Genomic DNA, 13,823 nt, shown 5'->3' on the forward strand with positions numbered 1-13,823 from the left:
GCCTACGAAAGTAGACCGGGTAAGCGCAGCGTCACCCGGCAATATCTCGGTATCCACACCATGCAACACGACATCACTCAGATCCTGACCGACCTGATTAACGGTACATTACCGCTGGGTCAGGTGCATTTCTTAAACCAGGCATCCAGTGCACCCGAACTTGCCTTACAGGTCGATTTTCCGCGCCTGGAGATTGTTCTTGAAGGGTCTGTTGAAGATTGCGCGGCCTCCGTTCTACAGCCACGTGATGTCCTCTACGTTCCGCCAGGAGGCTGGAATGATCCGCAATGGCAAAAACCCGCGACAACGCTGAGCATTCTTTTTGGTAAACAACAGCTTGGGTTTAGCCTTTTGCACTGGGACGGCGTTGAAATCCGTAATCTGGCGAAGCAACATGTTGCCCGTCGCGGCCCCCGGATTGGCTCCTTCCTGCTGCAAACACTCCATGAAATGCAAATGCAGCCAAACGAGCAACAAACAGCAAGACTGATTGTTGCTAGCCTGCTGAGTCACTGTGTCGACCTGCTGGGCAGTCAGATCCAGACAGCCTCCCGCAGTCAGGCCCTGTTTGAAGCCATTCGTATTTATATTGATGAACATTACGCCGCACCGCTCACCCGTGAATCTGTCGCCCAGGCGTTTTACATCTCACCAAATTATCTGTCGCATCTTTTTCAGAAAACAGGTGCAGTGGGCTTTAACGAATACCTGACACACACCCGGCTGGAGCACGCACGTCAGTTGTTGAAAGGGTATGATTTAAAAGTGAAAGAGGTGGCTCACGCCTGCGGATTTGTCGACAGTAACTACTTCTGCCGGTTATTCCGTAAAAATACGGAGCGCTCGCCGTCAGAATATCGCCGCCAGTACCACAGCCAGCTCACCGGAAAAGTGGCTAGTCCAGAATGACCTGAGTATGCTGCGGTGCTGATAACATTTTACGCACCGCAACCATGACCCTCTGCGGATCGCGCAGAAAAGCGTTAATCCCGCACTTCACATAGCGGGTATCTTCAAAACGTTCGCTTCCCGCCAGTTCAATATCAGTGATGAGTAACACCACATCCGCACGGCGAATATCGTCTTCCGTGAGCGCACTTTCAACGCCCAGGGCGCCCTGGGTCTCAATGTGAACGTTCCATTTTTCCTGCTGACATAACTTTTCCAGCCGTTCTGCGGCCATATAGGTATGTGCCACACCGCTGACGCAGGCAGTCACCGCCACCAGATAACGCCCCGTTATCACTGTCATTCCTAACCTCCTACGGTGACCTGGAACCCTTCACGTTCAGCCATTTGACGCATCGATGCAACCTCATCTTCTGTCGGAGGAACCACCTGCCGCATCCCCCACTCCTGCCCCAGCAGACGGTATTTTGGTTCTCCGTACTGATGGAAAGGAAGCAGATGCAGTTGCCGTATCCCTGAAGGTATCAGAAACGCGAGCACACGCGCCATGTTGGCGCCGTTGAGCGTATACCCTGGAATAAGAGGCACGCGGGGGATTACGTTCACACCAGCTGCCACCAGTTGTAAGAAGTTATCCAGGACTCTGGGCAAATTGATTGCCAGCGAGGCATGTGCCTGATCGGGGTCCATCATCTTCAAATCAAACAGCACTTCATCGCACTGTCGGGCCAGAGGCAGTAACCGTGACAAAGGCGCATCACCTGCGGTTTCAATGGCGGTATGTACACCATAGCGACGCAGTCGCTGGAAAAAGTGGGTCGCAAAAGAGGCCTGCATCAGAACTTCGCCACCGGAAAGCGTGACCCCACCGCCCGAAGAGCGAAAGAAGACATCGTCCTTCATCACCTCATGTTCAAGCTCATCCAGCGTCACATCCCTGCCGATACGCTCAAACGCACCTGACGGGCACTCTTCAGCATCACGCAGACAGGGAACACAATGCAGACACTTACTTTCCCGGCGTACCGTCTCGATTTTCGGCGAGATTGATTCCGGATTAGCGCACCAGGGGCACCGGTGCGGGCAGCCTTTAAAAAAGACGACCGTGCGGATACCGCGTCCGTCATTTAACGAGTAGCGTTGGATGTTGAAAATACGCGCCACATCGGCGCGCGCTTCAACCACGTTACAACTGATGCGCTGTACGACGGATAATGTCATCCTGGATCTCCTTCGACAACTCAACAAAGAAGGCGCTGTATCCGGCAACGCGTACCACCAGCCCGGCGAAATCCTGCGGGCGTGACTGCGCTTCTCGTAATGTGTCCGCATTCACCACGTTGAACTGAATATGCTGCAACTTAAGCTGAGTGAATGCTCGCAGGAAGTCAGCCAGCTTTTGCAACCCGGCATCACCTTCAAGTGTCGCAGGGGTAAACTTCACGTTCAACAACGTACCGTTAGATAACAGATAGTTATCCAGCTTACTCACCGATTTCAGTACCGCCGTTGGGCCTTGCATATCTTGCCCGAGCATCGGCGAAAGACCGCCATCTGCCAGTTGCTCACCGGCATAACGGCCATCCGGCGTGGCACCAACGACCGCCCCCAATGGTACATGTGCCGACACGGTATAAGATCCCGGTGTGAACTGCCCACCGCGCGGATTCCGGTATTTTTCAACCTCTTTGCAGTAGTGGCGCAGCAGTTCAGCGCTGATGTTATCGACATCATCGATATCATTACCGTATTTCTCGAAGCGATTGATCAGGCGGGCACGTACTTTTTCCCCCTCTTGGGTGGCAAAGTTAGCGTTTAACACCGTCAGAAGTTCATCAAAACTTAAGCGTTGCTGTTCAAAGACCAGTCCTTTCAGGGCATGAAGCGAATCGCTCAGGTTCGCAATCCCGATCCCCTGTACACCAGAGAAGTTGTAGCGCGCCCCACCCTCAGTAATGTCTTTTCCTTTATCCAGACAATCACTTATGAAGGAAGAGAGCAGCGGTACTGGCGCCCAGTCACGATGGCCAATGTCACAGATATTGCTTCCCTCAACCATCAGCGCAATGTAGTGATTAATCTTCGCGCGAATGTGCTCAAGCAACTCCTCATAAGTCAGCCCGGTATTACCCTCATTGTCCTGCATGGCAATTTCCATCACTTTCAGCAGGTTGAACATGGCAATATCGTGCAGGCCGTAGGTTTTACCTGGGATGGACAGCTCAACGCAGCCGACAACTGCATAATCACGCGCATCCTCAAGCGACACTCCACGATTCAAAAAAGCAGGAACAACAACTTCGTCGTTAAAAATCTGCGGAATTCCGGTTCCCAGGCGAATCGTCTCTGCCGTTTTAAGCAGGAAAGGTCGGTCGATAAGCTCATTCACCCTTACGCCAAGGTTCGGCTGCGGAAGCTGAATGCTCTGGTAGGCATCCAGACACAGGAAAGAAAGTACGTTAACGGCACTTCGCCCGTTTTCGGTCAGCCCGCCCAATAGCGCGGTATAGCCAGTCGGGAAACCAGCAAAATAGCGGGCGCTACTGGTCGAACGTAAGAGCACCACGTCATTGCACTTCACCCACAGTGATTCCAGCCGTTCTTTAAGGAATACAGGCTCTTCACCCTGCGAAAGTGATGCCTGATAAAACGGCAGCATATACTGGTCAAAACGCCCGATTGAGAGGGAACTGGCGTTGGATTCGTACTGTAAAATGACGTTCATGTACCAGAATAGCTGACACGCTTGCCAGAAGGTCTGCGGCTTATGATGTGCGTTATGACGCGAGATTTCGGCAATCTTCAGTAACTCTTCACGCCGGGTGGTTTCACTGAGTTCAGCCGACTCCTCAGCCAGTAATGCATAACGCAAAATATGACGCTGGGACGCTTCAAGAAGGATTAGCGCCGCAGCATAGAAGGTGTTCCTGGTATCACGGGTGCAGTGATCACGCATTTCTGCCACCAGTGCATCCAGGCCGTTATTCAACAGGCGTGGGTAATCAATAATGATATGCCCCTGCCCTTTATCCGTCTGGTTAACGCTAAAAATCTGCGTCCCCACCGCAGCTTTTACCTCATCCGTCATCTGGCTGTTGATAAAATCTTTCATCGACCGCTTTTCCCAGTAGGGATAGAGCAGTTCCCGGTAGGTCTGCTTATCTTCATCGCTGATGTCGAAGCGGTCCTGTGGCCGGATAGCAAACTGATCCAGTTCCTGAAGGAGCCAGTAAGGATCCATCTCAGGCGACATAATACCTGCACGCGGTTTGACGGTACGGTTCCCGGCAATCAGTTCCTCATCACGAATCGCGATATTCACGTGGTCAAGAATGTACGCCGTGGCTTTCGCGCGCCTGATAATCGCTGGCTCACCTTCCGTCTGCTGATGGCTGGCAGTGTAGAGCAAAGCACGTTCTAGTGAGATTTCACGCGGGTTGGCAAAGAGAGCATCTTTTAAACGCTGGGTACGATTCGTCATGAGGGAACTCCTGTAACGGGAAACCAGCCCGCCCCGAAGGGCGGGAGATCATCAGGCGGTTTGTGCCAGATGGGCATCAATTTTGTTCATGATGGCGTCGGCGCGTTTGACTGCGTCACTGATATTGACGCGAACGATAGTCTTCCCGGCAAAACGCTCTTCAAATTTAATGCCGATATCTTTGGTCAGGATAACCATATCCGCCGCGGCAATATCTTCACTCGTCAGCTCGTTCTCAAGACCAATCGACCCCTGAGTTTCAACCTTCACCTCCCAGCCTTTGGCTTTAGCTGCGCTTTCCAGCGCTTCAGCAGCCATGTAGGTATGGGCAACGCCAGACGGACATGCTGTTACTGCAATAATTCGGGCCATGTTCTCTTCCTCACTCAGTTAATTTCAAAATCCAGATCCAGGTCGTCCTCTTTTACTTCGCCCTGTTTCGAGTTCTTACGAGCAATGCTTTTCAGCACGTTGACGCTGATTGCTGTCACAACTGAACCCACCGCCACCGCAGCGATATAACCCAGCTTACCCTCCACCACAGGAAGTACGATCAGCCCACCCCATCCGGCATAACACTGCGCGCCCATCACCGCAGCCGTTACTGCGCCACAGGCCGAGCCGAGCATAATGGAAGGAATCACGCGCAGCGGATCGGCTGCCGCAAATGGAATCGCGCCTTCGGTCACACCGACACACCCCATCACCAGCGCGGCTTTACCCGCTTCGCGCTCTTCACCGGTAAAGTTCTTACGGTTAATCAGCGTCGCCAGACCTAAACCCAGAGGTGGCACGCAGATACCCACCGCAGCAATCGCCACCACGGTATAGACTCCCTGAGCAACACAGATAAGCATGAAGGCATAAGCGACTTTGTTGATTGGGCCACCCATATCAAAGGCCAGCATGAGCCCCATAATGACCGCCAGCACCACAATGCTTCCCTGCTGCATTCCCTGCAGCCACTGGGTTAGGCCCGTCGTCAACGCCCCCACAGGTTCACCCAGCCCCCACATCATGATCCCTGCGGTGATAAAGGTGCCAATGACAGGAATGATGAAAATAGGCATGACCGAACGCAGGACTTTCGGGACCGGCAGTTTTTTCAAATACCAGACAACAATCCCGCCAAGTATTCCGGCAATAATCGCGCCAAAGAAGCCCGCACCGAAACTGTTGCCTACCCACGCGGCAATGGCACAGGGCGCCAACGCGGCACGTTCAGCAATGGAATAACCAATATAGGCAGCCAGGAAAGGCACCATCAGCGTTAACCCGGCAACACCGATGTCGAAGAGTTTTTTCAGGTTGGGGTCGGTTGCCGCATCCGGTACCGCGCCTTTGCCGTACAACATGACCGAAATTGCCAGCAAAATACCGCCCGCCACCACAAACGGGATCATATGTGACACGCCTGTCATTAGATGCTGCCGCGTGTTCTTGAGAATATGCACCAACTCTTTCATATGTTGCTCCAGGCTTATATCCATAAAGATGTTGTGGCAAACAATAGGCAATCAGGAAGGAGGCTGACAGGAGACAAAAAGGCCATTTACTGGATTTTTGTAATGTCGAAATAAAAATGCGATCCGCCTCGACATTTCAGACCCAGGTCTTATTACGCAAACTGTCACAACCTGTGAGTCAAATCTCACTTTCGGAGGGATATTACATTTGTCCAGCTTTTGGCAGATTTGTCACATGGCGCTCTTCATCACCACACTCGTATGCTGTCTGCAATAAATGACTATTGGTTTCAGGAGTGTGTGTATGGCTCTGGTAGTGGAATTTACCTGTGAACTGCCTAACGGCGTTCACGCGCGTCCGGCAAGTCATGTTGAAACGCTGTGCAATACGTTTATCTCGCAAATTGAGTGGCACAACCTGCGAAACGACCGTAAAGGCGATGCCAGGAGTGCACTGGCTCTTATTGGCACCGATACCCTGGCAGGCGATGCCTGTCGTCTGATTATCCACGGCGAAGATGAACAAAGCGCCCATCAGCGGCTTGCACAGTGGCTGCGGGATGAGTTTCCGCACTGTGATGCCCCGCTTGCTGAAGCCATCAATACCGAACTTGACCCATTACCAGAATCACTCACCCGCCTTAACCCCACGCTGTTCCGTGCCCTGCCCGTATGCAGCGGCAGTGCACAGGGTATCCTGACATTATTAACGTCGCTGGATCTCAACGCCCTGTCCGATTTACCCGATGCAAAAAGCCCGGAAGAAGAACAGTCTGCACTGGATAACGGCCTGACTCTGCTGGTGAAAAACATTGAGCTGCGTGCGCTGGACACCGACAGTACTGCCAGCGCCATTCTGGAAGCACATCGTTCACTGGCTACGGACACGTCGCTGCGCCAACACCTGCTGGCAGGAGTGAATCAGGGGCTGAGTTGTGCGATGGCAACTATCGCCACAGCAAACCATTTCTGTGGCGAGTTCTCCCGTTCCAGCAGCAGTTATTTGCAGGAACGTGTGCTGGATGTCCGCGATGTCTGCTATCAGCTTTTACAGCAGATCTACGGGGAACAGCGTTTCCCGACGCCAGGACAACTCATTCAGCCGACCATTTGTCTTGCGGATGATCTGACGCCCGGCCAGTTTCTGGAACTTGATAAAACCATGCTCAAAGGGCTGCTCTTAAAAAGCGGCGGAACAACCTCGCATACCGTGATCCTTGCGCGTTCTTTTAATATCCCGACGCTGGTCGGCGTTGATAGTGAAAGCTTGCTTCAGTGGCGTAACCAGCCCGTCTTTGTGGATGGCAATGCTGGCGCGGTTGTGGTCAACGCCAGCGATGCAGTGGCACGTTACTACCGCCAGGAAGAGCGCGTGCAACAAAAGATAAGCGAGCAGCAAAGTCTCTGGCTTAACCGTGAGGCCAGAACAGCCGATGGACTGCGAATCGAGATTGCTGCCAACATTGCCCATGCGGCAGAGGCTCAGGCGGCATTCGGTAACGGCGCAGAAGGGGTTGGCCTGTTCCGCACCGAAATGCTGTATATGGATCGCACCAGCGCACCCGGCGAAAACGAGTTATACAACATTTTCTGTCAGGCGCTTGAATGTGCAAACGGGCGCAGCATTATTGTGCGAACCATGGATATCGGCGGTGACAAGCCGGTGGATTACCTGAACATTCCGGCAGAGAACAACCCCTTCCTCGGCTACCGTGCCGTGCGCATTTATGAAGAGTACTCTGTGCTTTTCGCTACCCAGCTGCGGGCAATCCTGCGTGCCTCCGCGCATGGCAGATTAAAAATCATGATCCCGATGATCTCCTCCATGGAAGAGATCCTGTGGGTAAAAGAAAAACTCGCCGAAGCGAAACAACAACTTCGTGCCGAACATATTCCATTTGATGAGAAAATCCCTCTCGGCATTATGCTGGAAGTCCCATCGGTTATGTTCATTATCGATCAGTGTTGTGAAGAGATTGATTTCTTTAGCATTGGCAGCAACGACCTGACACAGTATCTGCTGGCCGTTGACCGCGACAACGCCAAAGTGACACGCCATTACAACAGTCTGAACCCAGCATTTCTTCGGGCGCTGGATTACGCGGTACAGGCCGTTCATCGTCAGGGGAAATGGATTGGCCTGTGCGGTGAATTGGGTGCGAAAGGCTCGGTGCTGCCACTGCTGGTTGGCCTGGGGCTGGACGAACTCAGCATGGGCTCGCCTGCCATCCCTGCCACCAAAGCCCGTCTGGCACAACTGGATAGCCGTGCCTGTCGGCAGCTGCTGAATCAGGCGATGGCTTGTCGCACTTCACTTGAAGTAGAACATTTGTTGGCGCAGTTCCGCATGAATCAACAGGACACACCATTGGTGACGCCGCGCTGCATTTCACTGCATAACGACTGGAACAGCAAGGAAGAGGTCATGAAAGGAATGACCGACAACCTGCTGCTCGCAGGGCGTTGCCGCTATCCACGTAAGCTGGAAGCGGATTTGTGGGCCCGCGAAGCTGTTTTCTCCACCGGGCTTGGCTTTAGTTTCGCCATTCCGCACAGCAAATCCGAACATATTGAGCAATCCACCATCAGCGTTGCACGCCTGAAATCCCCGGTTATCTGGGGCGATGAAGAAGCGCAATTCATCATTATGCTCACCCTTAATAAACATGCCGCAGGCGACCAGCATATGCGTATTTTCTCCCGTCTGGCTCGTCGCATCATGCATGAAGATTTCCGCAGCGCCCTGGTTAACGCCCGCTCAGAAGAGGCAATCGCCTCTCTGTTACAACACGAATTAGAACTTTAACGAGGAAGAGTAATGGAACTGTATCTGGATACCGCCAACGTGGCGGAAGTTGAACGCCTGGCGCACATCTTCCCGATTGCGGGTGTGACAACCAACCCAAGTATTGTGGCCGCCAGCCGTGAATCCATCTGGGACGTGCTACCACGTCTGCAAAAAGCCATCGGACCGGAAGGTACGCTGTTCGCCCAGACCATGAGCCGTGATGCAGAGGGCATGGTGGCGGAAGCCAAACGCCTGAGTAACGCCATACCGGACATCGTAGTAAAAATTCCGGTTACCGCTCAGGGGCTTATCGCGATCAAAGCGCTGAAAAAAGAGGGGATTACTACGCTGGGCACCGCTGTTTATAGCGCCGCGCAGGGCTTACTGGCGGCGATAGCGGGGGCGAAATATGTCGCACCGTATGTTAACCGTGTTGATGCACAGGGCGGGGACGGCATTCGTATGGTCCAGGAGATGCAAACCCTGCTGGAGCTACACGCGCCAGAAAGCATGGTGCTGGCCGCCAGCTTTAAAACACCACGACAAGCGCTGGACTGCCTGCTGGCCGGATGTGAAGCAATCACACTTCCTTTAGATGTAGCGCAACAAATGCTCGGCACTCCGGCGGTAGAGTCAGCTATAGAGAAGTTCGAGCAAGACTGGAAAAACGCGTTTGGTAACCTCAACCTCTAAGGGAGAAATGTTATGGACCGTATCATTCAATCGCCGGGGAAATACATCCAGGGCGCTGATGTTCTCACCCGTCTGGGCGACTATCTGAAACCGCTGGCAAAACGCTGGCTGGTAGTTGGCGATAAGTTTGTGCTGGGTTTTGCCGAAGAGACCCTGCGTGAAAGCTTCAAAAAAGCGGAACTGCACGTCGAAATTGCACCGTTTGGCGGCGAATGTTCGCAAAATGAAATCGACCGCCTGAAAAAACTCGCTGACAGTGCTGACTGCATGGCGGTACTGGGTATCGGCGGCGGTAAAACGCTGGATACCGCTAAAGCGCTGGCTCACTTTATGGACGTGCCGGTTGCTATCGCCCCAACCATTGCCTCCACCGATGCGCCATGTAGTGCCCTTTCCGTTATATATACCGACAGCGGTGAGTTTGATCGCTACCTGATGCTGCCACACAACCCGAACATGGTGATTGTCGATACCAAAGTGGTTGCGGGCGCACCAGCACGCCTGCTGGCAGCGGGTATTGGCGATGCACTGGCCACCTGGTTTGAAGCACGTGCCTGTTCCCGTAGTGGTGCAACCACTATGGCCGGCGGCAAATGTACCCAGGCAGCTTTAGCGCTGGCGGAACTGTGCTACAACACGCTGGTTGAAGAGGGTGAAAAAGCGATGCTGGCAGCGGAGCAGCACGTCGTGACACCTGCGCTGGAACGCATCATCGAAGCCAACACCTATCTCAGCGGCGTCGGTTTTGAAAGCGGCGGGCTGGCAGCTGCACACGCCATTCATAACGGGATGACGGCAGTACCGGAAGCCCACCATTTCTATCACGGTGAAAAAGTGGCGTTCGGTACACTCACCCAGTTGGTTCTGGAAAACGCACCGGTTGAAGAGATAGAAACCGTTGCCGCACTTTGCCACAGCGTCGGGCTGCCAATCACCCTGGCGCAGCTGGATATCAAAGAGAATATTCCGGCGAAAATGCGTCTGATCGCTGAGGCGGCCTGTGCAGAAGGTGAAACCATTCACAACATGCCGGGTGGTGTGTCGCCGGATCAGGTTTACGCCGCACTGCTGGTTGCAGACCAGTACGGACAGCGGTTCTTGCAGGAGTGGGAGTAACGAAAATTGCCGGGTGGCGTAGGTAGCCCCCGGGCAAAAAAATCCCCGCCGAGGCGGGGATTTTTATTTACTTCAGGTCAAAACGATCCAAATCCATCACTTTCGCCCATGCCGCAACGAAGTCGCGAACGAACTTCTCGCTGGCATCGCTGCTGGCGTAAACTTCAGCCAGTGCGCGCAGGACAGCGTTAGAGCCGAAGACCAGGTCGGCGCGGGTTGCGGTGTATTTCACGTCACCGCTGGTGCGATCGCTACCGGCAAACAGCTCTTTTGACTCATCCGTCGCTTTCCACTGGGTATTCATATCCAGCAGATTCACGAAGAAGTCATTGCTCAGCACACCTTCACGGTCAGTGAACACGCCGTTTTTGCTGCCATCAAAGTTAGCACCCAACACACGCAAACCACCCACCAGCACCGTCAGTTCAGGCGCGGTCAGCGTCAGCTGCTGGGCTTTATCAATCAGCAGCGATTCTGTTGTCGCAGCGTCTACCTGCGCACGATAGTTGCGGAAGCCGTCAGCAATCGGTTCAAGCAGGGTAAACATCTCGATATCCGTCTGGTCCTGACGCGCATCAACGCGGCCCGGCGTAAACGGTACGGTCACGTAAACCCCTGCAGCTTTCGCCGCCTGCTCAACACCTACCACGCCCGCCAGTACGATGATGTCGGCCAGTGAGGCTTTATTGGTGGTGCGCTGAATAGCTTCCAGCGCTGGCAGGGCACGAACAGCAGCGGCGTTAACATCCCAGTCGCGCTGTGGTGCCAGCGCCAGGCGTGCACCGTTGGCACCGCCACGCTTATCACCACCACGGAAGGTCGATGCAGACGCCCAGGCAACAGAAACCAGTTCACTGATGGACAGCCCGGATGCCGCGATTTCCGCTTTCAGACTCTCAATGTCTTCTTTCGAAGGATTGAACACCGCCTGCGGCAGTGGATCCTGCCAAATCAGATCTTCTTTCGGAACTTCCGGACCAATGTACCGTGATTTTGGCCCCATATCGCGGTGGGTCAGCTTGAACCATGCACGGGCAAAGGCTTCATTGAAGGCCTGCGGATCGTTGAGGAAGCGACGAGAGATCTTCTCGAATTCCGGGTCAAAACGCAGGGTCAGGTCGGTGACCAGCATGGTTGGTTTGCGTTTTTTCGACGGGTCGAACGGGTCAGGCATAATGTCTGGCGCGTTAACGGCTTCAAACTGAATCGCCCCCGCCGGGCTGCGGGTCTGCACCCACTCGAATTTGAACAGGTTCTCGAAGAAGTAATTACTCCACTGGGTCGGGGTTTGCGACCATATAACTTCCAGGCCGGAGGTGATGGCGTCAGCGCCAACCCCGGTGCCGTGCGTACTGGCCCAGCCCAGCCCCTGCGCTTCAATTGGTGAGGCTTCCGGGTCAGTGCCTACGTGCGTTGCTTCACCGGCACCGTGTGTTTTACCCAGCGTATGGCCGCCAGCAATCAGGGCGACAGTCTCTTCGTCGTCCATTCCCATGTTGCCGAAGGTTGCGCGAATAGCCGCAGCCGCTGACAGCGGTTCGCCGCTGGCATTTGGCCCTTCCGGGTTGACGTAAATCAGGCCCATTTCAGTGGCAGCCAAAGGACGTTTTGCCAGCGCTTCAGGATCGCGGTGGGTCAGCCAGGCTTTTTCATCGCCCCAGTTCACATCCTGATCTGGCTCCCAGACGTCTTCACGCCCGGCACCAAAACCAAAGGTACGGAAGCCCGAGTTTTCCAGCGCCACGTTACCCGCCAGGATAAAGAGGTCAGCCCAGGAGATTTTCTGCCCATATTTCTGTTTGATAGGCCACAACAGGCGTCGTGCTTTATCCAGGCTCACGTTATCTGGCCAGGAGTTCAGCGGCGCAAAGCGCTGTTGACCGCGTCCTGCACCACCGCGTCCGTCAACGGAGCGATAAGTACCAGCACCGTGCCAGGCCATGCGAATAAACAGGCCCGCATAGCTGCCCCAGTCGGCAGGCCACCACGGTTGAGAGTCGGTTAAGAGTGCTTTGAGATCGCCTTTGAGGGCTGAATAATCGAGTTTGCTGAATTCTTTGCGGTAGTCGAAGTCTTCACCCAGTGGGTTAGAACGGCTGGAATGTTGATTCAGAAGATCGACACGAAGTTGCTTAGGCCACCACTCTTTACTGCCGGTGCCAGCACCTGCGCTAAGATCAACGCCGCCCTGATGGAACGGACACTTACCGGCTGATGCCGCTTTATTGGTATCGTCTGACGTGCTCATCGTTGTGCTCCCTTTACAGTATTACTGTTACGATATACGCCCTTATTGATAAGGTATAGTTGGGATAACCCACAGATTCGATAGTTAATTCCGTTTAATTTCACATGGAAAATATGTGACTTTTGTACGTCAAAGGCAGCATTGCTGAAATGGCAGGAAAATAAAACCCTTATAAATCAAAAAACCCTCCGAAGAGGGCTTTTTTTTGTTACACGCCAGGTCGAACACCGAGCGTGTGGCAAATGGCGTAACTCATTTCCGCGCGGTTCAGAGTATAGAAGTGGAAGTCCTTCACCCCTTCACGACTTAAGATCTTCACCATGTCCATCGCGATATTTGCGCCCACCAGCTTGCGTGTTTCCGGGTCATCGTCCAGCCCTTCGTACATTTTAGACATCCAAAGCGGAATGCGCACGTTGGTCATGTCAGCGAATTTTTTCGCCTGTTTGAAGTTAGATACCGGCAAAATGCCTGGAATGATTTCAACGTCGATGCCCGCAGAAACGCAGCGGTCACGAAAACGCAGATAACTTTCTACGTCGAAGAAGAACTGGGTAATGGCACGGTTTGCCCCGGCATCCACTTTACGTTTCAGGTTGAGCAAATCCGCCTGCGCGCTTTTCGCTTCCGGGTGAACTTCCGGGTACGCAGCAACGGAGATATCAAAGTCTGCCACCTCTTTCAGCAGCGTCACCAGGTCTGCTGCATACATTTCAGGTTTGCCGCTGCCCGGAGGCAGGTCGCCGCGCAGGGCGACGATATGCCGAATACCGTTGTTCCAGTAGTCCTGGGCGATGGCGCGCAGCTCATCGCGGGTAGCATCGATGCAGGTCAGGTGCGGAGCCGCTTCCAGACCGGTTCTGTCTTTAATACCCTTGATAATGCTGTGCGTGCGGTCACGCTCACCGGAGTTTGCTCCGTAGGTCACGGAGACAAATTTCGGTTTCAGGCTGCTCAGGCGATCGATAGAGCTCCACAAGGTTTGCTCCATTTCACTGGTGCGCGGCGGGAAAAATTCAAAAGAGACGTTAATCTGGCCGTTTACTTCGGCCAGGCTCTGATTCAGGGCTTCCCGCTGGTTGGCGTGAAAAAAGCTCATACCTTACCTCATCAATCGCGTGT

General features: G+C 53.8%; 11 protein-coding genes. 4 read left to right on the top strand and 7 right to left on the bottom strand.

Going from position 1 to position 13,823, the window contains the following annotated elements:
* The first annotated feature begins 60 nt into the window (after positions 1-60).
* Complete coding sequence (locus F3J30_RS21215) at positions 61-909, top strand: AraC family transcriptional regulator (RefSeq protein WP_166718538.1); 849 nt, start codon at positions 61-63, stop codon at positions 907-909.
* Here F3J30_RS21215 and F3J30_RS21220 read toward each other — a convergent pair.
* From F3J30_RS21220 to F3J30_RS21240, 5 genes are read right to left on the bottom strand one after another with little or no spacing between them, the layout of a single operon-like run.
* The gene (locus tag F3J30_RS21220; RefSeq protein WP_166718494.1) at positions 896-1,252 is read right to left on the bottom strand and encodes a PTS fructose-like transporter subunit IIB; all 357 of its coding nucleotides are present in this window, start codon (positions 1,250-1,252) and stop codon (positions 896-898) included. The genes F3J30_RS21215 and F3J30_RS21220 overlap by 14 nt on opposite strands.
* A gap of 2 nt (positions 1,253-1,254) precedes the next feature.
* A complete protein-coding gene (locus tag F3J30_RS21225; RefSeq protein WP_166718495.1) occupies positions 1,255-2,130 on the bottom strand; it encodes a [formate-C-acetyltransferase]-activating enzyme in 876 nt (291 codons plus the stop codon).
* Positions 2,096-4,390: a formate C-acetyltransferase gene (locus tag F3J30_RS21230; RefSeq protein ID WP_166718496.1), complete on the bottom strand. Its 2,295-nt coding sequence runs from the start codon at positions 4,388-4,390 to the stop codon at positions 2,096-2,098. Before F3J30_RS21230 ends, F3J30_RS21225 begins: the two co-directional genes overlap by 35 nt.
* Before the next feature lie 51 nt (positions 4,391-4,441).
* Positions 4,442-4,762, bottom strand: coding sequence for a PTS fructose-like transporter subunit IIB (locus tag F3J30_RS21235; RefSeq protein ID WP_166718497.1), 321 nt, complete (start codon positions 4,760-4,762; stop codon positions 4,442-4,444).
* Between the two features lie 14 nt (positions 4,763-4,776).
* A complete protein-coding gene (locus F3J30_RS21240) occupies positions 4,777-5,856 on the bottom strand; it encodes a PTS fructose transporter subunit EIIC (protein ID WP_166718498.1) in 1,080 nt (359 codons plus the stop codon).
* Positions 5,857-6,160: 304 nt separating this feature from the next.
* Here F3J30_RS21240 and ptsP point away from each other — a divergent pair, with 304 nt between their 5' ends.
* Genes ptsP through F3J30_RS21255 form a run of 3 tightly spaced genes read left to right on the top strand, consistent with a single transcriptional unit; the run spans position 6,161 to position 10,453 of the window.
* Positions 6,161-8,662: a phosphoenolpyruvate--protein phosphotransferase gene (ptsP, locus tag F3J30_RS21245; protein ID WP_166718499.1), complete on the top strand. Its 2,502-nt coding sequence runs from the start codon at positions 6,161-6,163 to the stop codon at positions 8,660-8,662.
* A 12-nt stretch (positions 8,663-8,674) separates the two neighbouring features.
* A complete protein-coding gene (gene fsa / locus F3J30_RS21250; protein WP_166718500.1) occupies positions 8,675-9,337 on the top strand; it encodes a fructose-6-phosphate aldolase in 663 nt (220 codons plus the stop codon).
* Between the two features lie 12 nt (positions 9,338-9,349).
* A complete protein-coding gene (locus tag F3J30_RS21255; protein ID WP_166718501.1) occupies positions 9,350-10,453 on the top strand; it encodes a glycerol dehydrogenase in 1,104 nt (367 codons plus the stop codon).
* Positions 10,454-10,520: 67 nt separating this feature from the next.
* On the opposite strand, the gene katG is transcribed toward F3J30_RS21255, so the two are convergent.
* Both katG and metF read right to left on the bottom strand, forming a co-directional pair.
* Complete coding sequence (gene katG / locus F3J30_RS21260) at positions 10,521-12,701, bottom strand: catalase/peroxidase HPI (RefSeq protein WP_014072336.1); 2,181 nt, start codon at positions 12,699-12,701, stop codon at positions 10,521-10,523.
* A gap of 208 nt (positions 12,702-12,909) precedes the next feature.
* Complete coding sequence (metF, locus tag F3J30_RS21265; RefSeq protein ID WP_014072337.1) at positions 12,910-13,800, bottom strand: methylenetetrahydrofolate reductase; 891 nt, start codon at positions 13,798-13,800, stop codon at positions 12,910-12,912.
* Positions 13,801-13,823: the final 23 nt, after the last annotated feature.

Origin of the sequence: Enterobacter sp. Tr-810, from assembly GCF_011752765.1 — a bacterium.
GTDB classification, from domain to species: Bacteria; Pseudomonadota; Gammaproteobacteria; order Enterobacterales; family Enterobacteriaceae; genus Enterobacter; species Enterobacter soli.